Origin of the sequence: Streptomyces viridiviolaceus (assembly GCF_014650995.1) — a bacterium.
GTDB classification, from domain to species: Bacteria; Actinomycetota; Actinomycetes; order Streptomycetales; family Streptomycetaceae; genus Streptomyces; species Streptomyces viridiviolaceus.
This window is the reverse complement of the sequence record NZ_BMWA01000011.1, coordinates 143,131-165,012: the sequence shown is the minus strand read 5'-3', so window position 1 is coordinate 165,012 and position 21,882 is coordinate 143,131. Positions and strand designations below refer to the sequence as shown.

Here is a 21,882-nt window from a genome sequence, read left to right as displayed (position 1 = left end):
CATGTCCCCCGTCTTCGCCCACGGCCGCCTGCGCCTCTACCTCCTCAAGCTGCTGGACGAGGCCCCGCGTCACGGCTACGAGGTGATCCGCCTCCTCGAAGAGCGCTTCCAGGGGCTGTACGCACCGTCGGCGGGCACCGTGTACCCGCGCCTGGCCAAGCTGGAGGCCGAGGGCCTGGTCACCCACACCACCGAGGGCGGCCGGAAGGTCTACGCCATCACGGACGCCGGCCGGGCCGAACTGGCCGACCGCAGCGGTGAGCTGGCCGACCTGGAACTGGAGATCCGGGAGTCGGTGGCCGAACTCGCCGCCGAGATCCGGGCCGACGTCCGCGGTGCGGCGGGCGACCTGCGCCGCGAGATGCGCGCGGCGGCCAGCGAGGCCCGCCGGGGCGCCGGCACCGGCGAGCGGACCGGCACCTTCGGCGACGCCACGTACACCGACCAGGAGGCCTGGCGCGCCGCCAAGGAGGAGATGCGGCGCGTCAAGCAGGAATGGAAGGACCAGGCCCGCCGCGCCAAGGACGAGAGCCGCCGCGCCCGCGAAGAGGCCCAGCGGGCCCGGCACCAGGCCCAGGAGGCGCAGGAGCGGGCCCGGGCCCAGGCACAGGAGGAGGTGCAGCGCATCGCCAGGCGGGTCCAGGAGCAGGTGCAGGACCACTTCGCGCGGGGCGACTGGCCGACGGGCCTGCGGGAAGGTCTGAGCGAACTGGCCAAGGAGGTCGGCGAGTTCGGCAAGGAGTTCGGGAAGGACTGGGGCTTCGGACGCGCCGGGACCGACACGCCGGCACCGCCCCGGCCGGAGTACTCCCACACCCCGGAGGACTTCCCGGCCGATTACGCACCGGCCTGGGCTCACGAGGACCCCGCGAACTCCACCGGTGACCCGTCCCGCGACCTCGACCGGCTGCTCGACCGCTTCCGGGACGACATCCGCGACGCGGCCCGGGACCACGGCGTCACGGCCGACCAACTGCGCGACGCCCGCCGCCACCTCTCGACGGCGGCGGCGCACATCGGGGCGATACTGCGGGCCCCGAAGGACTGACCCCGCGGCGCCCCCGGGCGACGCCTCCTCCACCGGGAGCGCGCCGCGCCGCCGGGGGCGCACACCCACCTCAGGCGCAGGCCTCCCCCTCGCCCCCCAGCACCCTGGTCAGCGACTCATGGGTCACTCCGTGGTCGGCGAGCACCTCGGCCGGCACGCCGGGACGCACGGTCAGAGCGAGAAGGATGTGCTCGTCCCCGATGTGCCGGTCACGCCGGGCGACGGCGACCCTCAGCGCCTTCTCCAGCACGTCCTTGGCCCCCCGGCCGAAGCCGGGCCGCCCCGGCCGCCGCCCCTTGTCCGTCCGCCCGCCGGACATCGCCCCGACGCCGTGCGCCTCCTCCACCCGGGCGACGATCTCGGAGACGTCGATCCCGAGCCCGGCGAGGGCGTCGGTCTCGGCCTGCGACAGTCCGGCACGCCGCCGCGCGTCCTCCAGCGCCTGCCGCACCGACTCCTTGCGCTCACCGGCCCCGAGCGCCGCCAGCGCGAACGAGCCACGGCTCCCCTCACGCTCCAGCAGCGCGAGCAGCAGGTGCTCGGCGTCGACAGTCGACGCCTTCGCCCTCTCGGCGCACTCGACCGCCCCCTGGACGACGGCGCGGGCGTCCTTCGTGAACCGCTCGAACATCAATGCCTCCCGTACTTCTTGTGCACGGCCTGCCTGCTCACCCCGAGCTCCGTGGCGATCTCCTGCCACGACCACCCCTGATTGCGCGCACTGCGCACCTGCACCGACTCCAGCTGCTCCAGCAGCCTGCGCAGTGCGGCGACGGCCCGCAGCCCGACCCGAGGATCGCGATCACCCGCGCGTGCGGCGAGATCCGTAGCTTCAGTCATGCAGTCAACGTAAGTTGACACCTTCGCCCTGTCAACCCTAGTTGACAGGGCGGCCGAAGAAAGGGCGGGCCCGAACCACCGGACCCGCCGTGACGACCTCGCCGAGAACCCTCAGGAACCGCTGAGCACGATCTTGCCGAACTGCTCCCCGGACTCCATCCGCTCGAAGCCCTCGCGCGCCCGGTCCATCGGCAGCACCTCGTCGATGACGGGCCGCACACCGGTGGCGGCGCAGAAGGACAGCAGATCCTCCAACTCCTCCTTGGTGCCCATCGTGGACCCGACGACCTTGAGCTCCAGGAAGAAGATCCGGGTCAGCTCGGCATGCGAGGGACGGTCACCACTCGTGGCACCCGAGATGACGACCGTCCCACCGGGCCGCAGGGACTTCACCGAGTGGGACCACGTCGCCGCGCCTACCGTCTCGATCACGGCGTCGACCCGCTGCGGCAGCCGGGCACCCGGCTCCACCGCCTCCACGGCCCCCAGTTCCACGGCACGCTTCCGCTTGGCCTCGTCCCGGCTGGTGGCGAAGACACGAAGCCCGGCGGCCTTCCCCAGCACGATGGCGGCCGTGGCGACCCCGCCGCCGGCCCCCTGCACCAGCACCGAGTCACCGGGACGCACCCCGGCGTTGGTGAACAGCATCCGGTACGCCGTCAGCCAGGCGGTCGGCAGGCAGGCGGCCTCCTCAAAGGACAGTTCCTTGGGCTTCGGCAGGACGTTCCACGTCGGTACGGCGACCCGTTCGGCGAAGGTGCCCTGATAGCGCTCGGTGAGGATGGACCGGGGCTCCTTGGGTCCCACCCCGTACCCGGTCTGACCGATCACGGAGTGCAGGACGACCTCGTTGCCGTCCTCGTCGACCCCGGCGGCATCGCAGCCGAGGATCATCGGCAGCCGGTCCTCCGGGAGACCGACACCGCGCAGGGACCAGAGGTCGTGGTGATTGAGGGAGGCGGCCCTGACGTCGACGACACTCCAGCCGGGGCGGGCCTCGGGAGCCGGGCGCTCTCCCAATTCCAGTCCGGAGAGCGGCTGGTCGCGGTCGATTCGGGCGGCGTAGACAGCGAACATGACCTTGACGATAGGTTCCGCGTCGCCCATCCGAAACCACGCGCCCCTGTGACACACGCCCTCTTGCCACCCGACGGCGCGGGTGCGGGCCGGGGGTGGGTCGCGCGGCCCGGCACTGACGGGTTGCCTCCCCCACTCTCGGCTTCGCTCGAGCAGGGCCCCGCATCGCCCACCCGTGCCGCCCCTGGGGGTACCTCCCAGGCCGTTCAGGCACTGGGGGAGGCACGACTGCCCGCGGCAGGGCGACCCCGGCAACCTGCGGCTGGGCGGCACGGCACCCGCGGTCACGTCAGCGACGCGGCACCCGGCGGGCACGCCGGCGCGGCGTTGCGTTGCGCGGGCACCGCGACGGACCCGCAGTCGCGTACGGCGGGAGAGGGCCGTGTCGGGGGGTGTCCGCCCGCAGCGGTTGGCGCGTCAACACGGGCACCTCGGTAGGTGACCGATTCCGCGCCGTTCCGAGGACGGACACCCCCCGGCGCGGCCCCGACCCACCCACAACCGAAAGCGCTACGCGCACGCCCACCGAACCCGCACAGGCCGCCGCAGGCATCGTCATCCCAAGACCACCGGCGTAGACATGGAAAACGGCCCCGCCCACCCAAGGACGGGGCCGTTCACCTGCACGGCGTCACCGACGCGCGACGCCCTCCGCCCGAGCGGCCGCCGCCACCGCCGCCGTGACCGCGGGAGCGACCCGCTCGTCGAACGGGGACGGGATGACGTAGTCCGCCGCGAGGTCGTCACCGACGACCGACGCAAGCGCCTCGGCCGCCGCGAGCTTCATGCCCTCGGTGATCCGGGAGGCCCGCACCTGCAGCGCCCCCGCGAAGATGCCCGGGAACGCCAGCACGTTGTTGATCTGGTTCGGGAAGTCGGACCGCCCCGTCGCCACGACCGCCGCGTACTTGTGCGCGACGTCCGGGTGCACCTCGGGATTCGGGTTCGCCATCGCGAACACGAACGCCCCCTCGGCCATCGACGCCACCGCCGGCTCCGGCACCGTACCGCCGGAGACCCCGATGAAGACGTCGGCACCGGCGAGCGCCGCCTCCAGCGACCCGGACAGCCCCGCCTTGTTCGTGAAGGAGGCCAGCTCCCGCTTCACCGGCGTCAGATCGTCCCGGTCCGCCGAGACGACCCCCTTCCGGTCGGCCACCGCGACGTCCCCGATCCCGGCCTCGACGAGCATCTTGGCGATGGCCACCCCGGCCGCACCCGCGCCCGAGATCACCGCCCGCAGCTCGCCCAGCGTCCGTCCGCTCAGCCGCGCGGCGTTCCGCAGCGCCGCCAGCGTCACGACCGCCGTGCCGTGCTGGTCGTCGTGGAAGATCGGAATGTCCAGCCGCTCCTGCAGCTTCCGCTCGATCTCGAAGCACCGCGGCGCCGAGATGTCCTCCAGGTTGACCCCGCCGAACGAGGGCGCGAGCCGCACCACCGTCTCGACGATCTCGTCGGCGTCCGTGCAGTCGAGCGCGATCGGAACCGCGTCCACACCGCCGAACTGCTTGAACAGGATCGCTTTCCCTTCCATCACCGGAAGAGAGGCCTCCGGCCCGATGTCCCCGAGCCCGAGGACGGCCGTACCGTCCGTCACCACCGCCACGACGGACGACTTCCACGTGTAGTCGTGAACGAGCTCCGGCTTCTCGGCGATCGCGCTGCACACCTTCGCGACGCCGGGCGTGTATGCCAGGGACAGGTCGTCCTTGTCACGCACCGGCACGGTGGCCTGCACGGCCATCTTGCCGCCGCGGTGCAGCGCGAACGCGGGATCGAAGGTGTCGAGGGGCTCCGCCCCCGCCTCCTGCTCCGTACTGGCGTCGCTGTCGCTGCGAGGATTGACGATCTCCGCTGCCACTTCGTTTTACCCCTTAATTGTTCATGGTTTGAGGGTTTGTCCGCTCCTGGTGAGGAGCGGGCGGGCACCGCGCAAGGACCTGGCCGTTGTTGCACATGGACCCTGCGCGACGGGCACGCCGCACACGCGCCCTGAGCCCCTGATGAGGGGTGTAAAGAACCTTCTTACCCGACGGACGCCCCCTGCGACGAGTCCGTTAAGCGCAAGCTCACATGCCGGACCCCGAACGTCGTATGTCGGTGACATGACTCATAGACAGGCATCCGGACAACTTCTCGGCAGCTCTTGACAAACACCGGAAACGGCGCCTGAACGGCCGCACGGATCGGCGCGCGATGCCCGCATACCGAGATGCGCCGAAGATCTTCCGGCCGGAAGGGCGGATTCCCGCAAAGGTTCGGTCGTGATGTACCGACCTGGTGCGGTTCGGGTCGCCGAGGGGCGTCACCCGTTATCCGATTTTGACATTGCGTCCCCCTCGAATGGCTCAGTCCGAATGGCAAGATGCCGTAATCACACGAGGTCGCGACACTCGAAGGCGTGTGCTCTCGTCGACCCCACGGCACCTGCCGATCGACTCGGCCGGCGCCCCCGCCCCATCGGCAACTCCATCTTCCGCCGGAGGAACCACCATGACCGCAAGCTCCACCCGTCGTACGACCGCCGCGTACTCCCGCACTGCAGCGGTCGGTGCGATCGCGGTCGCAGGCGCTCTGCTGCTCACCGGATGCGGCGACCAGACCGAGGACAGCGGCTCCAGCAAGGACGAGCAGTCCACGAGCGCGGCCCCGCTGGCCGACAAGCTGCCCCAGTCCATCCGCGACAAGGGCGTCGTCAAGGTCGGGTCCGACATCGCGTACGCACCCGTCGAATTCAAGGACGGCTCCGGCAAGACGGTCGGTATCGACCCGGACCTCGCGGACGCGATGGGCAAGCAGCTCGGCGTGAAGTTCGAGTTCGAGAACGGCACGTTCGACACCCTGATCACCGGTCTGCGCTCCAAGCGCTACGACATCGCCATGTCCGCGATGACCGACACGAAGGACCGCCAGGAGGGCATCGACTCCGACACCGGCAAGAAGGTCGGTGAGGGCGTCGACTTCGTGGACTACTTCACCGCCGGTGTCTCGATCTACACCAAGAAGGGCGACGACCAGGGCATCAAGACCTGGTCCGACCTGTGCGGCAAGAAGATCGTGCTCCAGCGCGGCACGGTGTCGGAGGACCTCGCCAAGGCCGAGGCCCAGAAGTGCCCGGCCGGCAAGAAGATCTCCATCGAGGCCTTCGACAACGACCAGCAGGCCCAGACCCGCCTGCGCGCGGGCGGCGCCGACGCCGGCTCCTCCGACTTCCCGGTCGCGGCCTACGCGGTGAAGACCTCCGGCGGCGGCAAGGACTTCCAGCTCGTCGGCGAGCAGGTCGAGGCCGCGCCGTACGGCATCGCGGTCGCAAAGGACAACACCCAGCTCCGCGACGCCCTGAAGGCCGCTCTGGACGCGGTCATCGCGAACGGCGAGTACAAGAAGATCCTCGACAAGTGGGGCGTGGCGGACGGTGCCGTCACGGAGGGCACCATCAACGGCGGCAAGTGACCGCGGGGCGGCACTGAAAGGCATCACCCGTGACTGTTGACATCGACAAGACGGCGGGCGGTCCGGCCGGCACGCCCCCGGCCGGACCGGAGGCCATCAAGGCCATCCCGGTACGGCACTACGGCCGGTACATCTCCGCCGTCATCGCTCTCGCGCTGCTGGCGGCGGTCGTCTACGCCTTCTCCCAGGGCAAGATCAACTGGGGCGCGATCCCGGACTACTTCTTCGACGACCGCATCCTGTCCGGCATGGGCAAGACGCTGCTGCTGACCGTCCTGGCCATGCTCATCGGCGTCGTCGGCGGCATCCTGCTCGCCGTGATGCGCCTGTCGAAGAACCCGGTGACCTCGTCCATCGCGTGGTTCTACATCTGGTTCTTCCGCGGCACGCCCGTGCTGGTCCAGCTGGTCGTCTGGTTCAACCTGGGCCTGGTCTTCGAGTACATCAACCTCGGCCCGTTCTACCGGGACGAGTGGTCGGACTTCATGACGCCGTTCCTGACGGCGCTGCTCGGCCTCGGCCTCAACGAGGCCGCGTACATGGCGGAGATCTGCCGCGCCGGTCTGCTCGCCGTCGACGAGGGCCAGACCGAGGCGGCGCACGCGCTGGGCATGAGCCACGCCAAGACGCTGCGCCGGATCGTCGTCCCGCAGGCGATGCGCGTGATCGTGCCGCCGACGGGCAACGAGGTCATCAACATGCTGAAGACGACCTCGCTGGTGTCGGTCGTCCAGTACTCCGAACTGTTCCGCGTCGCCCAGGACATCGGCCAGACCTCCGGCGCCCCCGCCGAGATGCTGTTCCTGGCCGCGGCCTGGTACCTGCTGCTGACATCGGTCTTCAGCGTCGGCCAGTACTACCTGGAGCGCTACTACGCCCGCGGCGCCAGCCGCCAGCTGCCGCCCACGCCGTGGCAGAAGGTGAAGGCGAACCTGTTCTCCCTGTCGAGCCGGAAGGGAGCGGCGGCATGACCGAGAAGCTCAGCAGGACGGACGCCGTCGTGAAGGACTCCACCGTGCCCATGGTCAAGGCCGAGGGCGTCCACAAGTCCTTCGGTCCCGTCGAGGTGCTCAAGGGCATCGACCTGGAGGTGAAGTCCGGCGAGGTGTTCTGCCTCATCGGCCCCTCCGGCTCCGGCAAGTCGACCTTCCTCAGGTGCATCAACCACCTGGAGAAGATCAACGCCGGCCGTCTGTACGTCGACGGCGAGCTGGTCGGCTACCGCCAGAAGGGCGACAAGCTGTACGAGCTGAAGGACAGCGAGGTCGCCGTCAAGCGCCGGGACATCGGCATGGTCTTCCAGCGCTTCAACCTCTTCCCGCACATGACGGCCGCCGAGAACGTCATCGAGGCGCCGGTGCAGGTCAAGGGCGTGAGCAAGGGCCAGGCCAGGGAGCGCGCGATGCAGCTCCTGGACCGCGTGGGCCTGGCCGACAAGGCCGGCAACTACCCCTCGCAGCTCTCCGGCGGCCAGCAGCAGCGGGTCGCGATCGCCCGGGCGCTCGCGATGGACCCGAAGCTGATGCTGTTCGACGAGCCGACCTCGGCCCTCGACCCGGAGCTGGTCGGCGACGTCCTCGACGTCATGCGCGACCTCGCCGAGTCGGGCATGACAATGGTCGTCGTCACCCACGAGATGGGCTTCGCCCGCGAGGTGGGCGACAGCCTGGTCTTCATGGACGGCGGCGTGGTGGTCGAGTCGGGCAACCCGCGCGACGTCCTGACCGACCCGCAGCACGAACGGACGAAGGCGTTCCTGTCCAAGGTGCTCTGACGGTACGCACGCGAAGGGGCGGTACGGGGTGTTCCCGTACCGCCCCTTCGGGCTACTTCAGCGCCAGCAGCAGCGTGTCCGACGGCGAGCACCACACGGGCCGCACCTCGCCGAAGCCCTTCTCGCGCAGCACGCGCGCGTGCCACGCCGCCGACGGCATGTCGCCGTCGGCGTGCTCGCCGTAGATCTCGAAACGCCGGGCCGTGGGCTGCGCCAGCACCGGGTCCTTGGCGGCGACCTGCCACCACTCGGACCAGTCGAGGGCGCCTTCCTGCTTGGCGCTCTCCATGCGCGCGTGCCGCTGGGCGCGCTCGGCCGCGTTGATCCGGGGCGTCGTGTCGTCGATCATGTGGTCCGCGTTCATGAAGACACCGCCGTCGCGGACGACGCCCGCGACCTGACCGTAGAGGGCGGCGAGGGGTTCGCTGTGGAACCAGTGCAGGGCCGTGGCGGTCAGGACGGCGTCGTAGGAGTCGTACGGCAGCTTCGCCGTCCAGTCGGGGTCCTTGAGGTCGGCGGTGACGAGGGAGACCCGCTCGTCGCCCTCGAAGGTGCCCTCGGCGATGGCCAGGAGCGCGGGGTCGAGGTCGACGCCGGTGCTGAGGGCGTCCGGGAACCGCGCGAGCAGCCGCGCCGTGATGGTTCCCGTGCCGCACGCGAGGTCGAGCACGCGCGGTGCGGTGCCGACCAGGGCCTCCACCATGTCGAGCATGATCCGGAAGCGTTCCTCGCGGTCGGGCATGTACCACTCCTGCTGCCGGTCCCAGCTCTCCTGCCAGGCGTGCCAGTCGGCTGCGTTCGTGGTGGTGATGTCCGCGTCCGTCATCGACCCCTCCTGAGGTACGTCACGTAATACCCTGGAACCACGATCAGCTGTTACCTGATCGCAGGCACGACCATAGAGCCCCTTCGTAAGGACTACAAGTGGAACTGGCCTATTACTCGGATTACGCCGTGCGTCTCGTCAACACCGAGGAACCGGCCCGGGGCAAGGACTCACTGACGTCGATCGAGGCCGTCCGCGAACTCTTCGGCGCCAATCAGTCGGCGGCCCGGCGCGCCGCGGAGGCGGACGTGACCCGGTTCCGCTCGGTCCGGGCACGGCTGCGCGCCGTCTTCGAGGCCGCGGACGGCGGCGACGAGACGCTCGCGGTGGACCTGCTGAACTCCCTCCTCCTGGAGTTCCCGGTGAGCCCGCAGATCTCCGGGCACGACCACCGCGACGACGACGGCCGCCCCCTGTGGCACATGCACCTGGCGGACCATCCGTCCAACGCGACCGCCGGTTTCGCCGCCATCGCGGCGATGGGCCTGGCGTTCCACCTCACGGAGTACGGCGTGGACCGCCTGGGCCTGTGCGAGGCGGCCCCCTGCCGCAACGCCTACCTGGACACCTCCACCAACCGCTCCCGGCGCTACTGCTCCGACCGCTGCGCCACCCGCGCCAACGTGGCGGCCTACCGCGCTCGCAAGCGCCTGGAGGCGGACCGGTCGGACAGCACCGGTCGGACGGCCGACAGCGCCCAGCGGACCACGGTGAACGGCGAGCGCTGATCGCGGCGGAGCGGCCGGTAGCGGAAACGGACCCTGCCGAGGACGAACTCCTCGGGAACGGCCCCGTAGTCGGTGCTGTCGCCCCCCGCGAACGCGTTGTCCCCGAGCACCCACCAACCGGCCTCACGCCGCTGTGCGGCCCGCTTGACCACGAGCAGGTCCTGCTGGAAGGGGTGCCGCAGCACGACGACGTCACCGGGTTTGATCCTGGCCCCCCAGTGCACGAGGAGCAGGTCCCCGTGGTGCAGCGTGGGCACCATCGACGGCCCGGTCACCTCGGCCGGCCCGAACGGCAGCGGTCCTCTCGCGCGATCGGTCTCCTGCGACAGCTCCGGCATCACCCGGCACCTCCCCGGTTCTTCCTCCACCAGTCTCAGTCTGACCCCGGACTTTTGTCCTAAGCCCACGGGGGCACTCGCGAAATCGGGCCTCCCAGGGAGTAATGTCCCCCCTGAGAAGACGATCACGAGGAAGGAACGCTTCATGCTTTCCCGCCTGTTTGCCCCCAAGGCCAAGGTCAGCGCCCACTGCGACCTGCCCTGCGGCGTGTACGACCCTGCCCAGGCCCGCATCGAGGCGGAGTCGGTGAAGGCCGTCCAGGAGAAGATGGCCGGCAACGACGACCCGCACTTCCAGGCGCGTGCCACGGTCATCAAGGAGCAGCGCGCAGAGCTCGCGAAGCACCACGTCTCCGTGCTCTGGAGCGACTACTTCAAGCCGCCGCACTTCGAGAAGTACCCCGAGCTGCACCAGCTGGTCAACGACACCCTGAAGGCCCTGTCGGCCGCCAAGGCGTCGACCGACCCGGCCACCGGCCAGAAGGCCCTGGACTACATCGCCCAGATCGACAAGATCTTCTGGGAGACCAAGAAGGCCTGACCTGCGGTCAGTCCCTCTCCGGGCCGGCGATCGGTGCACCATCGCAGGCCGACGGGCAACCCGAAGGGGCCCGGCCGTACCCGGCCGGGCCCCTTCGGCGTACCCGTTCGTCGTACGCTTCGCGCGGTCGTCCCTCGAGCCAGGGGCAGCGGGCGTACGGCCCGTCGGTGATCGCCGTCCCGCCGTTCTCGCCTCGCCGGACCAGCCGGGCCCGTGCGGGTTCGGCCGGTCCTGGCCGCGGATCGGCTCGCCGGACCCGGAGAGTTGGGTTCAGGAGTTCTCCGTGGCCCTTTCCCGCGGCCTGGAGGCCCGAATCCGGGTGTCGGACCCGCCGTCCTTCTTGTCCTCTCCGGTCTCCGCGGCTTCCGCGCTCTCGTCGGAGCGTGCCTCGCAGGCCGGGTTGCGGCACGGGCCTGGCACCCATACCGGTACCCACGCGCCCAGCGTCTTGTGGCGCCGGACGACCGTCTCGACCGCCTGCCCGCAGCTGGGGCAGACGTGCTTTGTGCCGTCCATGTCCCCAGCGTAGAGCGGGCGGCGGCTCAGTGCTCCCTGCTGTGCCTGCGCGCCTGCGCCCCGTTGCCGCAGGCGCGTACCGGCTACCGGCGCGCCGGGCGCAGCGGCTCGCGCCACATCGGCCACATGCGGGGGCCGTCCGGCAGGTCCAGGACCTCGCCCGTGAGCTCGAAGCCGAGACGTTCGTACAGCCCGCGGCTGCGTGCGCTGCTCGCCTCCAGATAGGCCGGCAGGCCCTCGCGGTCGCAGCGGTCGAGGACCGACGCGATGAGCGCGGTGCCCAGGCCCTCGCCCTGCCGCTCCGGGACCACGCCGATCATCCAGAGGTACTCGTGGGCCCGGCCGGAGGGGTGGATGCCGGCCGTCAGCCGGCCGATCAGCTCGACGCGTTCGTTGCCCGGGTCGACGGCCTCGCGGACCTGGGCGGGGCCCTCGTCCGGCCCGTCGCCGCCGTGCTCGTGCGCGGGCACCGACAGCCACAGCGCGCAGGCCGCACCGTCCTCGGTGACGTCTATGCGCCCGTCGGCGAGCACGGCGTCGGTGAAGGCGGCCATGAGCCTGTGGTGGGTCTTACGGCGGTACTCCGCGCCGGGGAAGACCCAGCTGCTCACCGGATCGTCCCGGAACGCCTCGTCCAGCAGCCGGACGACCAGCTCCCGGTCGCCCTCCCCCGCCGTCCGGATCGCCACGCCCATGTCCCGCCCGCCCCTTCGATTCAACAGCGCTTCCCTGCAAGGCCGTTGAAGACTATCGGGCGACGCGGGCCGTGCGGGGCGAGGTGTGGGGCCGTGCGGAGGCACGGCTGAAGGGGACGGGCCCCGCACACCGTGGGGAAGTGCGGGACCCGCCGGACCGGAGCCCTGGGCGCTGCGGCCGTACGGGGTCAGGTGCCGTACGGCCTTGCACGGGCTCCGGAGCCTTCCGCGGCCGGTCAGGTGCTGCGCCGGGTCACGAACTCCGCCAGCGAGAGCAGGCCGCCGGCGGCCTCCGGGTCGGGTACGGCACGGGACAGCTCGTGCATGGCCCTCGCCATCCGGTCGGCCGCCTTGGCCTGCGCCCAGTCCCGGCCACCGGCCCGCTCCACAGCCAGTGCGATGCGCTCCAGCTCCTCCTTGTCGTCCTCGTAGGGCACCCCGTACAGCTCGGCCAGTTCGACCGCAGCCGGCGTGCCGGAGGTGAGGGCGGCGACCACCGGCAGCGACTTCTTGCGGACGGCCAGGTCCGCGCCGGCCGGTTTGCCGGTGCGGCACGGGTCGCCCCATATGCCGATGACGTCGTCGATGAGCTGGAAGGCCAGCCCGGCCTCGCGGCCGAAGGCGTCCAGCGCCTCGACGTCCTCCTCGGTCGCGCCGGCGTACAGCCCGCCGAGGGCACAGGCACACCCCAGCAGCGCGCCCGTCTTGGCCTCGGCCATGGCGAGCGTCTCCTCGAGCGTGACCTCGTCCGGGCCGCGCCGCTCCATGGCCGTGTCCGCGTGCTGGCCGGCGCACAGCTCCACGACGCAGTCCGCGAGCCGGGTGACCGCCGCCGCGGACGCCGGGTGCGGATCCGCGGCGAGCAGCCGCAGGGCCAGTGCCTGGAGGGCGTCCCCCGCGAGGATCGCGTCGGCGTCGCCGAACACGGTCCAGGCGGTGGGCCGGTGTCGCCGGGTGGTGTCCCGGTCCATCACGTCGTCGTGCAGCAGGCTGAAGTTGTGGACCAGTTCCACCGCCACTGCCGCCCGGACGGCCGCCGCGCGGGCCCCCGTGCCGCCGAGCGCGGCGGCCGAGGCGAGGACGAGCGCCGGGCGGATCGCCTTGCCCGCGTTGCCCTCGGCCGGCGTGCCGTCCGCGTGCTCCCAGCCGAAGTGGTACAGCGCGATCCGGCGCATCGAAACGGGCAGGGACGCGATGGCGGCCCGCAGCTCCGGGTCGACCGACGCCCTGGCCTGCCGCAGCAGCGCCTCCGCCTCCTGCCCGTCGGCCGCCCCCGGCCCCTTGTCCCGCTGCGTCCCGATGGGTCCGTGCCTTTCCAGGGTTCCGGTGGGACCTCGCGTCTCGACGGCGCTGTGCCGAGTCTCCGTCATGGACTCATTCCCCCCATCGGCCCGCCTCCGTACCCCCGGGGTGTACCCGCCCGGGCGGGCGGGAACACGGCGTTCGGGAGACAGGCGTCACCGCCAGCGGCCGATCTCGACGTTCTCCAGGACGCCGAGTGCGTCCGGCACGAGGACCGCGGCCGAGTAGTAGGCGGTCACCAGGTACTTGATGATGGCCTGTTCGTTGATGCCCATGAAGCGCACCGACAGGCTCGGCTCGATCTCGTCCGGGATGCCGGTGGCCCGCAGGCCGATGACGCCCTGGTCCTGCTCGCCCGTACGCATCGCGATGATCGAGGACGTACGGGACTCGGTGACGGGGATCTTGTTGCACGGGTAGATCGGCACGCCCCGCCAGGTGGGAATGCGGTTGCCGCCGATGTCGATGGTCTCGGGCACGAGTCCGCGCTTGTTCAGCTCGCGGCCGAACGCGGCGATCGCGCGCGGGTGGGCGAGGAACAGCTTGGTGCCGCGCCGCCGGCTGAGCAGCTCGTCCATGTCGTCCGGGCCCGGCACCCCGTCGTGCGGCTGGATCCGCTGGTCGTACTCGCAGTTGTGCAGGAGGCCGAACTCGCGGTTGTTGACCAGCTCGTGCTCCTGACGCTCCTTCAGTGCCTCGACCGTCAGCCGGATCTGCTGCTCGGTCTGGTTCATCGGCTGGTTGTACAGGTCGGCCACGCGGGAGTGGATGCGCAGCACGGTCTGGGCCACGCTCAGTTCGTACTCGCGGGGCCTGGCCTCGTAGTCGACGAAGGTGTGCGGGATGTCGGGCTCCCCGCTGTGGCCTGCGGCGAGGTCGATCGCCTTCTCACCGTGCTTGTTGGTGCGCTGCTCGGGGATGGAGCGGCGCTGCCGGAGGTGCTCGCGCAGCGAGTCCGCGCGCTCCGCGATCTGCTCCACGTCCTGACGGGGCAGCACGAGCACCGTGCACGCGGTGACCGTGCGGGCGGTGTACTCCCAGATGGCGTCGCCGTCGAGCAGGGCCTGGTCACCGAAGTAGGAGCCGTCGGCGAGGACCCCGAGAACCGCGTCGTCCCCGTAGGGGCCGGTGCCGATCTTCTCCACCTTGCCGTGCGCCAGCAGGTACACCTCGTCGGCCTGGCTGCCGAACGAGGCGATCACCTCTCCCGGGCCGAACTCCCGCTGCTCGCAGCGCTGGGCGAGTTCCGAGAGCACCTCCTCGTCCTCGTACGACCGCAGGGCCGGCAGTTCGCCCAGCTCCGCGGGGATGACCTCGACGCGGTCGCCGGTCTTCACGAACGTCACCCGGCCGTCGCCGACGGCGAAGGTCAGGCGCCGGTTCACCCGGTACGTGCCGCCCTGGACGTCCACCCAGGGAAGGGTGCGCAGCAGCCAGCGGGAGCTGATCTCCTGCATCTGGGGTACGGACTTGGTGGTGGTGGCCAGGTTCCGCGCGGCCGCCGTGCCGAGGCTCTGCTGCGGCCTGGTCTGCTCGGTGCGGACCTCTTCGCCTACCGACATAAGGAATTGCCCTCCCGGTACATGCCGGACGCACCTGCGCCCGGCATCGATGTGCACGGACCAGCCTTCCTCACGTAGCGTGCCGGTGCTATTACACGAAAGAGCGGGAATGGATCACCGGCGGGCGGGGCACATAGGGGGCGCGCCCGGCGGCCGCCCACGGGGCCCACCGGGCCGGACCTTGTCCGGATCGGCTCGCACACGACCCGAACACGTTCCGAGCACGTGGTGAGAGGCGCTCCGTTTCGGTACAAGCACCGGTAGGGGCGGTCGCGCCGGGCGGCCGTCGCGCTGGACGAAGGAGCCGGTCATGGCCTCACCCATGTCCACGGGCAGTTTCCTGAAAGCCCTCAGAGCGGAGGGCCTCACCGTCGTCGAGGTCGGTGACTGGCGGCACCACAACCGCAACCACAAGGGCCCCTGGGGCCCCGTCCACGGCGTGATGATCCACCACACGGTGACCAGGGGCAGCGCACGGACGGTGGAGATCTGCCGCAACGGCTACGAGGGACTGCCCGGCCCGCTGTGCCACGGTGTGATCACCAAGGACGGCAAGGTCCACCTGGTCGGGTACGGCCGTGCCAACCACGCCGGGCTCGGCGACGACGAGGTGCTGCGCGCGGTGATCGCCGAGAAGGCGCTGCCGCGGGACAACGAGGCGAACACCGACGGCAACCGGCACTTCTACGGCTTCGAGTGCGAGAACCTGGGCGACGGTGAGGACCCCTGGCCCGCGGCGCAGTTGAAGGCCATCGAGAGAGCCGCCGCGGCGGTCTGCCGCCACCACGGCTGGAACGAGCGGTCGGTCATCGGCCACCTGGAGTGGCAGCCGGGCAAGGTGGACCCGCGGGGCTTCTCGATGGCGTCGATGCGCGGGCGCATCCGGGACCGGCTGAAGTGATCCGGGCGCCGCGCGGTGCCGGGGTGACAATGGTGGGGTGACCAGCACCGACGCCCCCGGCCTCGCCGGCCTTCGCCCCCGGCTGCCGTCGCCGTTGCAGGAGGTCGCGGACGAGCGGTTCGAGCGGCACGGCGTGCGGTTGCTGCTGAAGCGGGACGATCTGATCCACCCGGAGCTGGTCGGCAACAAATGGCGGAAACTCGCGCCGAACCTCGCCGCGGCGGACGGCCGCGGTGTCGTCACATTCGGCGGCGCCTACTCCAACCATCTGCGTGCCACGGCCGCGGCCGGCCGACTGCTCGGTCTGCCCACGGTCGGCGTGGTGCGCGGGCAGGAGCTGGCCGGACGGCCGCTCAACCCGTCCCTGGCCCGGTGCGCGGCCGACGGGATGCGGCTGCACTTCGTCGACCGGTCGGCGTACCGCCGCAAGACCGATCCCGACACCCTGGCGGCCCTCCTGCGCGCGGCGGGCGCCGAGGACGCCCACGTCATACCCGAGGGCGGCAGCAACGCGGAGGCCGTCCGTGGCTGCCGGACGCTCGGTGAGGAGCTCGACGGCCGCGCCGACGTCGTCGCGCTCGCCTGCGGCACGGGCGGCACGCTCGCGGGACTGGCCGCCGGGCTCGGCCCGGGTGGGCGGGCGCTGGGCATACCCGTGCTCAAGGGCGGTTTCCTGGCCGGCGACATACGGCGGCTGCAGGAGCTGGCGTTCGGCGGGCCCCGCGGCACCTGGAGCCTCGACGACCGCTTCCACTTCGGCGGTTACGCCCGCACCACCGCCGAGCTGGGCGCGTTCGCCGACGACTTCGAGCGCCGTCACGGCCTGCCCGTGGAACGCCTGTACGTCGCGAAGATGCTCTACGGCCTTCTCGTGCTGGCCCGGGAGGGCGCGTTCGCGCCCGGGACGACGCTGGCGGCGGTCGTCACCGGCCGCCCGTTCCCCTGAGCCCCCGGCATCCCCTTCAGGCCGCCTCCCGGTAGGCCGCCGCCTCTTCCAGGTCCAGCCTCCGCAGCAGCGTCCGCAGCATCTCGTCGTCGATGTAGCGGCCGTCCCGCAACCGGACGAACACCTCGCGCTCCGCGCCGATCATCTCCCGCGACAGCCGCCGGTAGGTGTCGTCGACGGTCTCCCCGGTGACCGGGTTGACCTGGCCGAGGCGCTCCCAGACGGCGTTGCGGCGGCGTTCCAGGACCGTGCGCAGGCGCTCGGCGAGCGGGCCCGGCAGGGCGTTGCGCTCGTCGTTGAGGAGGTCGTCCAGGCGCTGCTCGGCGGCCCGGGACGCCTGGGCCTGGGCATTGGCCTCCGCGAGCGTCTGGGCCTGCACGTCGGGTCCGGGGAACTTCAGCAGGCGGATCAGGGGCGGCAGCGTCACGCCCTGGACGACGAGCGTGCCGATGACCGTCGTGAAGGTCAGGAACAGGATGAGGTTGCGCTGCGGGAAGGGTTCGCCGCCGTCCACGGTGAGCGGGATGGAGAAGGCGATGGCGAGGGAGACCACGCCCCGCATCCCGGCCCAGCCGATGACGAACGGGCCCTTCCAGGTCGGGTTCTCCTCGCGCGCGCGGATGCGTGCCGACAGCATCCGGGGCAGGAAGGTCGCCGGGTACACCCACACGAACCGGGCCACGGCCACGACCAGGAAGACGGCGACCGCGTACCAGGCGGCGTCGGCGCCCTCGTACGTGCCGAGGCCCCTCAGGACCACCGGCAGCTGCAGGCCGATCAGGGCGAACACCGCCGACTCCAGCACGAACGCGACCATCTTCCACACGGCCTCCTCCTGGAGGCGGGTGGCGAAATCGACCTCCCACGCGCGGTGGCCGAGATGGAGCGCGACGACCACCACGGCCAGCACACCGGAGGCGTGCACCTGCTCGGCCGCCGCGTAGGCGACGAACGGGATCAGCAGGGAGAGCGTGTTCTGCAGCAGCGCCTCCCTCACGTGGGTGCGCAGCCAGTGGATCGGCACCATCAGCACCAGCCCGACGCCGACGCCGCCGATCGCCGCGATCAGGAACTCGGCGATCCCGCCGGCCCAGGTGGCGCCCTCGCCGACGGCGGCGGCGAGCGCCACCTTGAAGGCGGTGATCGCGGTGGCGTCGTTCACCAGGGACTCGCCCTGGAGGATCGTGGTGATCCGGGAGGGCAGGCCCACCCGGCGGGCGACCGCGGTGGCGGCGACGGCGTCCGGCGGCGCCACCACCGCGCCGAGCACCAGCGCCGCCGTCAGCGGCAGGCCCGGCACGATCAGGTACACGGCCCAGCCGACGACGAAGGTCGCGAAGAGCACGTAGCCCACGGACAGCAGCGCCACGGGGCGCAGCTGGGCACGCAGGTCCAGGTAGGAGCTGTCGGTGGCCGCCGTGTACAGCAGCGGGGGCAGCAGCAGCGGCAGGACGACGTGCGGGTCGAGGGTGTAGTCGGGCACGCCGGGGACGTAGCTCACCGCCAGACCGGCCGCGACCAGCAGCAGCGGCGCCGGCACCGGGGTGCGCCGGCCCGCCGCGGCGATCGCGGCGCTCCCCGCCACCAGCAACAGCAGTGGCATCACGTCCATCGTCCTCGCCCACCCTCTTATTCCGCGCGGTCATCCGCAGACCCGTCGTAACCTGGCAATCATGAAACAGTGCACGCACGCCGACGCGCTGCCGCACCAGGAACCCGAGCCGCTGGGCGACACCTGTCCGGAATGTCTGGCCGAGGGCACGGACCCGGTGCAGCTGCGGCTGTGCCTCACCTGCGGTCACGTCGGCTGCTGCGACTCCTCGCCGGGACGGCACGCGACGGCGCACTACAAGGAGACCGGCCACCCGTTGATGAGGACCTTCGAGCCCGGGGAGAGCTGGCGCTGGTGCTTCATCGACCACGTACTCGTGTGACCTGTCGCGGGGACGGTTCGACCGTCTGACGCCTGGGTACGTCAACCCGGCGCGCTCTCCCGATTTGAGCCCGCCCAACCCCTAGCCACTGTGCGTGTTCACGTGTTTACTATGAGTGACAGCAAGGGGTTGGGGTCTCGGGGACAGAAAAGTTCGGAGCGCGATAACGTCACCGCTGAACCACGTGTCGCGTTACCCCGGGGGCGACCCTCGGCCCTGTAACGCTTGTACCACCTTGGAGGTGAGGGTGTCCCAGATCGCAGGCGAGCCCGCGACCCAGGACTTCGTGGAAGTCCGGCTGCCGGCCGCGGGTGCCTACCTGTCGGTGCTGCGTACGGCGACGGCCGGCCTCGCGGCCCGTTTGGACTTCACCCTCGACGAGATCGAGGACCTGCGCATCGCAGTGGACGAGGCCTGCGCGATCCTGCTTCAGCAGGCCGTGCCGGGCTCGGTGCTCAGTTGCGTCTTCCGGCTTGTCGACGACTCGCTCGAGGTCACGGTCTCGGCGCCGACCACGGACGGTCACGCCCCCTCGCGGGACACCTTCGCCTGGACCGTCCTGTCCGCCCTCGCGGGCAAGGTCTCCTCCGCCGTGGACGAGGACAAAACCGTTTCGATCAGCCTTTACAAACAGCGCGGCGCGGGACCCGGGCCGACGTGAGGGACGGGGACGGGCCGGTGCGGGACGAAGAGCGCGACACACGGGAGCTGCCGGCCGAGGGCGCACGTTCTCCGGACGGTGCCGGACGCGTGGCGGACGGCATCGACGGCATCCCCGAGCAGGCCCGGCCGCATCCGGAGGAGGCCGCCGCGGAGGCGGTCGTCCCGGGCGACGGGCAGCGGACCGGACAGGGGGACGGTGCCGTGCGGAGCACGCCTGCGGACGGCCGGACCGGGGTCACCCCGGTCCGGCCCGCCCGCGCGGAGGCGAGGGCTCGGGAAAGGGCGACGGGCGGGACGATGAGCGAGCACGAGCGGTACTCCGAGGACCACGTGTCCGGCGCACGCGGCGCGCAGGGCACGCAGCACGACCCGCAGGACCGCAGCGGGGCGCGCGCGAAGTTCGCCGAGCTGCGTTCGCTGCCGAAGGACAGCCCGGAGTACGCGGAGCTGCGCAACCAGCTGGTCCGCATGCACCTGCCGCTCGTCGAGCATCTCGCGCGCCGCTTCCGCAACCGCGGTGAGCCCCTGGACGACCTCACGCAGGTCGCCACCATCGGACTGATCAAGTCCGTCGACCGTTTCGACCCGGACCGCGGGGTGGAGTTCTCCACCTACGCCACCCCCACGGTCGTCGGTGAGATCAAGCGGCACTTCCGGGACAAGGGCTGGGCGGTGCGGGTCCCGCGCCGGCTGCAGGAGCTGCGGCTGTCGCTGACCACGGCCACGGCGGAGCTCTCCCAGCTGCACGGCCGCTCCCCCACGGTCCACGAGCTCGCCGAGAAGCTGTCGATCTCGGAGGAGGAGGTCCTGGAGGGCCTGGAGTCCGCCAACGCGTACTCCACACTGTCCCTGGACGTCCCGGACACCGACGACGAGTCCCCGGCGGTCGCGGACACCCTCGGCGCCGAGGACGAGGCGCTGGAGGGCGTCGAGTACCGGGAGTCCCTCAAACCGCTGCTGGAGGACCTGCCGCCGCGGGAGAAGCGGATCCTGCTGCTGCGCTTCTTCGGCAACATGACCCAGTCCCAGATCGCGCAGGAGGTCGGGATCTCGCAGATGCACGTGTCGCGGCTGTTGGCGCGCACGCTGGCCCAGCTGCGGGAGAAGCTGCTGGTCGAGGAGTAGCCACCGCCGAGCAGCAGCGGTCGAGCGGGGTTACTTCTCGACGCTGCCGGGCCCCCGGATCCCGAGGGCCCGGGTGGTCGTGGGGTTCACCAGCAGCACCAGCGCCGTGACGGCCACGACCCCGAGGACGATCCCCGCCGGGATGGCGATGCTGTCGACCTGCAGCAGGTTGTAGGCCACGGGCAGCGCCATGATCTGCGTGATGACGGCGGGCCCCCGGCTCCAGCTGCGCCGGGCCAGCAGCCCGCGGGCGGCGAGCAGCGGCAGCAGGGCGAGGACGATGAGCGTGGCACCGCCGGTGAGGGCCGAGGTCCGGTCGTCGGGGTGACCGGTGAGGCCGCCCACGAGCATCCAGGCGCCGCCGACGACGAGCGCCAGCCCCTCCAGCGCGGCGAGTGCCGCGGCCGCGGTCAGCCGGCCGGGACGGGGGCCCGCCTCTTCGGCGGCTTCGGGCGTGGGGGTCTGCTCACTGCTCACCCCTGAAGGGTAGCCCTCACCGTGCGGGCGCCCGTGGCGGGCCCGCACGCCGGTTCGCGCGCCGATCTATGGCCGATCTCCGCCTCGGTCTGGGCCAGGTACCGCCCAGTAGGTACCCTGCAACCCATGCGTGCACTTCTCGTGGTCAATCCGGCGGCAACCACCACGAGTGCGCGTACGCGCGACGTGCTGATCCACGCGCTCGCGAGCGAGATGAAGCTGGAGGCGGTCACCACCGAGTACCGCGGCCACGCGCGCGACCTGGGCCGGCAGGCGGCCCAGAGCGACGACATCGAGCTGGTGGTGGCGCTCGGCGGCGACGGCACGGTCAATGAGGTCGTCAACGGCCTGCTGCACGCCGGCCCCGACCCCGAGCACCTGCCCGGCCTGGCGGTGGTCCCCGGTGGTTCCACCAACGTCTTCGCCCGCGCCCTCGGCCTGCCCAACCACGCGGTGGAGGCCACCGGCGCGCTGCTGGACGCACTGCGCGAGGGCAGCGAGCGGACCGTCGGACTGGGCCTCGCCTCGGGCACGCCGGGCTCGGACGACGAGTCCGTCCCGGCCCGCTGGTTCACCTTCAACGCCGGACTCGGTTTCGACGCCGGCGTGGTCGGCCGGGTCGAGCAGCACCGCGAGCGTGGCAAGAAGTCCACGCACGCCCTCTACGTCCGCCAGGTGGTGCGCCAGCTCATCGGCGAGCCGCACCGCCGCAGCGGGACGATCACCCTGGAGCGGGCCGGTGAGGAACCGGTCACAGATCTGGTGCTGTCCATAGTCTCGAACACCTCGCCGTGGACGTTCCTCGGCAACCGCCCGATCTACGCGTCGCCCGAGGCCTCGTTCGACACCGGGCTCGACGTCTTCGGCCTGCGCCGTCTGTCGACGGCCGCGGTTGCCCGGTATGGCACGCAGTTGCTCACTTCGTCCCCGGAGCGCGGACCCCGTGGCCGGCATGCCGCCTCACTGCACGACATGACCGAGTTCACCTTGCATTCGAAGGTGCCGCTGCCCCTCCAGATGGACGGTGACCACCTGGGGCTGCGAACGAGCGTGACGTTCACAGGCGTACGCCGTGCACTGCGTGTGATTGTGTGAGCAGAACCGGCAAAAGTCCTTTCACTCGAACGTTTAGACCA

Annotated in this window: 24 protein-coding genes; 12 read left to right on the top strand and 12 right to left on the bottom strand. The window is 71.2% G+C overall.

Annotation, left to right across the window (positions count from 1 at the left end; all coding sequences use genetic code 11):
- The first annotated feature begins 1 nt into the window (after position 1).
- Positions 2 to 1,048 carry a PadR family transcriptional regulator gene (locus IE260_RS17935; RefSeq protein WP_189873008.1) on the top strand — a complete coding sequence of 349 codons (1,047 nt, stop codon included), beginning with the start codon at positions 2 to 4 and terminating at the stop codon, positions 1,046 to 1,048.
- Positions 1,049 to 1,118: 70 nt separating this feature from the next.
- Here IE260_RS17935 and IE260_RS17930 read toward each other — a convergent pair whose 3' ends face one another.
- The 4 genes from IE260_RS17930 to IE260_RS17915 all read right to left on the bottom strand — a co-directional run bounded on the left by IE260_RS17930 (position 1,119) and on the right by IE260_RS17915 (position 4,826).
- Entirely contained in the window at positions 1,119 to 1,679 is a 561-nt protein-coding gene (locus IE260_RS17930) for a Clp protease N-terminal domain-containing protein (protein ID WP_189873006.1), read from the bottom strand.
- Positions 1,679 to 1,888, bottom strand: a complete 210-nt coding sequence (locus tag IE260_RS17925) for an RNA polymerase sigma factor sigma-70 region 4 domain-containing protein (RefSeq protein WP_188183355.1) — start codon at positions 1,886 to 1,888, stop codon at positions 1,679 to 1,681. Before IE260_RS17925 ends, IE260_RS17930 begins: the two co-directional genes overlap by 1 nt.
- A gap of 111 nt (positions 1,889 to 1,999) precedes the next feature.
- The gene (locus tag IE260_RS17920; RefSeq protein ID WP_189873004.1) at positions 2,000 to 2,965 is read right to left on the bottom strand and encodes a zinc-binding dehydrogenase; all 966 of its coding nucleotides are present in this window, start codon (positions 2,963 to 2,965) and stop codon (positions 2,000 to 2,002) included.
- Positions 2,966 to 3,596: 631 nt separating this feature from the next.
- On the bottom strand, positions 3,597 to 4,826 hold the full coding sequence (locus IE260_RS17915; RefSeq protein ID WP_189873002.1) for an NAD(P)-dependent malic enzyme: 1,230 nt from the start codon (positions 4,824 to 4,826) through the stop codon (positions 3,597 to 3,599).
- A 482-nt stretch (positions 4,827 to 5,308) separates the two neighbouring features.
- Here IE260_RS17915 and IE260_RS17910 point away from each other — a divergent pair, with 482 nt between their 5' ends.
- The 3 genes from IE260_RS17910 to IE260_RS17900 are packed head-to-tail and all read left to right on the top strand — an operon-like array spanning position 5,309 to position 8,192.
- Positions 5,309 to 6,418 (top strand): ABC transporter substrate-binding protein, encoded by a 1,110-nt coding sequence (locus IE260_RS17910; protein WP_373303359.1) that lies wholly within the window; start codon positions 5,309 to 5,311, stop codon positions 6,416 to 6,418.
- A 29-nt stretch (positions 6,419 to 6,447) separates the two neighbouring features.
- Positions 6,448 to 7,389 (top strand): amino acid ABC transporter permease, encoded by a 942-nt coding sequence (locus IE260_RS17905; protein ID WP_189872999.1) that lies wholly within the window; start codon positions 6,448 to 6,450, stop codon positions 7,387 to 7,389.
- On the top strand, positions 7,386 to 8,192 hold the full coding sequence (locus IE260_RS17900) for an amino acid ABC transporter ATP-binding protein (protein ID WP_308434671.1): 807 nt from the start codon (positions 7,386 to 7,388) through the stop codon (positions 8,190 to 8,192). Before IE260_RS17905 ends, IE260_RS17900 begins: the two co-directional genes overlap by 4 nt.
- A gap of 52 nt (positions 8,193 to 8,244) precedes the next feature.
- Here the strand turns inward: IE260_RS17900 and IE260_RS17895 are convergent, their stop codons facing one another.
- Complete coding sequence (locus tag IE260_RS17895; protein WP_189872997.1) at positions 8,245 to 9,018, bottom strand: class I SAM-dependent methyltransferase; 774 nt, start codon at positions 9,016 to 9,018, stop codon at positions 8,245 to 8,247.
- 98 nt (positions 9,019 to 9,116) lie between these two features.
- Here IE260_RS17895 and IE260_RS17890 point away from each other — a divergent pair, with 98 nt between their 5' ends.
- Positions 9,117 to 9,746: a CGNR zinc finger domain-containing protein gene (locus IE260_RS17890; RefSeq protein ID WP_189872995.1), complete on the top strand. Its 630-nt coding sequence runs from the start codon at positions 9,117 to 9,119 to the stop codon at positions 9,744 to 9,746.
- Here the strand turns inward: IE260_RS17890 and sodX are convergent.
- A complete protein-coding gene (sodX, locus tag IE260_RS17885) occupies positions 9,650 to 10,084 on the bottom strand; it encodes a nickel-type superoxide dismutase maturation protease (RefSeq protein WP_189872993.1) in 435 nt (144 codons plus the stop codon). The genes IE260_RS17890 and sodX overlap by 97 nt on opposite strands.
- Before the next feature lie 145 nt (positions 10,085 to 10,229).
- On the opposite strand from sodX, the gene sodN reads away from it, so the two are divergent.
- Positions 10,230 to 10,625, top strand: coding sequence for a superoxide dismutase, Ni (gene sodN / locus IE260_RS17880; RefSeq protein WP_189872990.1), 396 nt, complete (start codon positions 10,230 to 10,232; stop codon positions 10,623 to 10,625).
- Between the two features lie 270 nt (positions 10,626 to 10,895).
- On the opposite strand, the gene IE260_RS17875 is transcribed toward sodN, so the two are convergent.
- The 4 genes from IE260_RS17875 to IE260_RS17860 all read right to left on the bottom strand — a co-directional run bounded on the left by IE260_RS17875 (position 10,896) and on the right by IE260_RS17860 (position 14,700).
- Entirely contained in the window at positions 10,896 to 11,141 is a 246-nt protein-coding gene (locus IE260_RS17875; protein WP_189872989.1) for an LITAF-like zinc ribbon domain-containing protein, read from the bottom strand.
- Between the two features lie 83 nt (positions 11,142 to 11,224).
- Positions 11,225 to 11,836: a GNAT family N-acetyltransferase gene (locus IE260_RS17870; protein ID WP_189872987.1), complete on the bottom strand. Its 612-nt coding sequence runs from the start codon at positions 11,834 to 11,836 to the stop codon at positions 11,225 to 11,227.
- Between the two features lie 236 nt (positions 11,837 to 12,072).
- Positions 12,073 to 13,206, bottom strand: a complete 1,134-nt coding sequence (locus tag IE260_RS17865; protein WP_189872985.1) for a family 2 encapsulin nanocompartment cargo protein polyprenyl transferase — start codon at positions 13,204 to 13,206, stop codon at positions 12,073 to 12,075.
- Positions 13,207 to 13,293: 87 nt separating this feature from the next.
- Positions 13,294 to 14,700, bottom strand: a complete 1,407-nt coding sequence (locus tag IE260_RS17860; protein WP_189872983.1) for a family 2B encapsulin nanocompartment shell protein — start codon at positions 14,698 to 14,700, stop codon at positions 13,294 to 13,296.
- Between the two features lie 310 nt (positions 14,701 to 15,010).
- Between IE260_RS17860 and IE260_RS17855 the strand changes: the two genes are divergently transcribed.
- Positions 15,011 to 15,601, top strand: a complete 591-nt coding sequence (locus tag IE260_RS17855) for an N-acetylmuramoyl-L-alanine amidase (protein WP_189872981.1) — start codon at positions 15,011 to 15,013, stop codon at positions 15,599 to 15,601.
- Between the two features lie 37 nt (positions 15,602 to 15,638).
- Positions 15,639 to 16,547, top strand: a complete 909-nt coding sequence (locus IE260_RS17850; RefSeq protein WP_189872979.1) for a 1-aminocyclopropane-1-carboxylate deaminase/D-cysteine desulfhydrase — start codon at positions 15,639 to 15,641, stop codon at positions 16,545 to 16,547.
- 16 nt (positions 16,548 to 16,563) lie between these two features.
- On the opposite strand, the gene IE260_RS17845 is transcribed toward IE260_RS17850, so the two are convergent.
- Positions 16,564 to 18,159 carry a Na+/H+ antiporter gene (locus IE260_RS17845; protein ID WP_189872977.1) on the bottom strand — a complete coding sequence of 532 codons (1,596 nt, stop codon included), beginning with the start codon at positions 18,157 to 18,159 and terminating at the stop codon, positions 16,564 to 16,566.
- 61 nt (positions 18,160 to 18,220) lie between these two features.
- Here IE260_RS17845 and IE260_RS17840 point away from each other — a divergent pair, with 61 nt between their 5' ends.
- The 3 genes from IE260_RS17840 to IE260_RS17830 all read left to right on the top strand — a co-directional run bounded on the left by IE260_RS17840 (position 18,221) and on the right by IE260_RS17830 (position 20,269).
- Positions 18,221 to 18,481 (top strand): UBP-type zinc finger domain-containing protein, encoded by a 261-nt coding sequence (locus IE260_RS17840; protein ID WP_189872975.1) that lies wholly within the window; start codon positions 18,221 to 18,223, stop codon positions 18,479 to 18,481.
- 247 nt (positions 18,482 to 18,728) lie between these two features.
- Positions 18,729 to 19,142 carry an ATP-binding protein gene (locus IE260_RS17835; protein ID WP_003973726.1) on the top strand — a complete coding sequence of 138 codons (414 nt, stop codon included), beginning with the start codon at positions 18,729 to 18,731 and terminating at the stop codon, positions 19,140 to 19,142.
- Positions 19,143 to 19,159: 17 nt separating this feature from the next.
- Positions 19,160 to 20,269, top strand: coding sequence for an RNA polymerase sigma factor SigF (locus tag IE260_RS17830; RefSeq protein WP_189872973.1), 1,110 nt, complete (start codon positions 19,160 to 19,162; stop codon positions 20,267 to 20,269).
- Between the two features lie 30 nt (positions 20,270 to 20,299).
- Here IE260_RS17830 and IE260_RS17825 read toward each other — a convergent pair whose 3' ends face one another.
- Positions 20,300 to 20,746 (bottom strand): hypothetical protein, encoded by a 447-nt coding sequence (locus tag IE260_RS17825; protein WP_189872971.1) that lies wholly within the window; start codon positions 20,744 to 20,746, stop codon positions 20,300 to 20,302.
- A 126-nt stretch (positions 20,747 to 20,872) separates the two neighbouring features.
- Here IE260_RS17825 and IE260_RS17820 point away from each other — a divergent pair, with 126 nt between their 5' ends.
- On the top strand, positions 20,873 to 21,841 hold the full coding sequence (locus IE260_RS17820) for a diacylglycerol/lipid kinase family protein (protein WP_189872969.1): 969 nt from the start codon (positions 20,873 to 20,875) through the stop codon (positions 21,839 to 21,841).
- Positions 21,842 to 21,882: the final 41 nt, after the last annotated feature.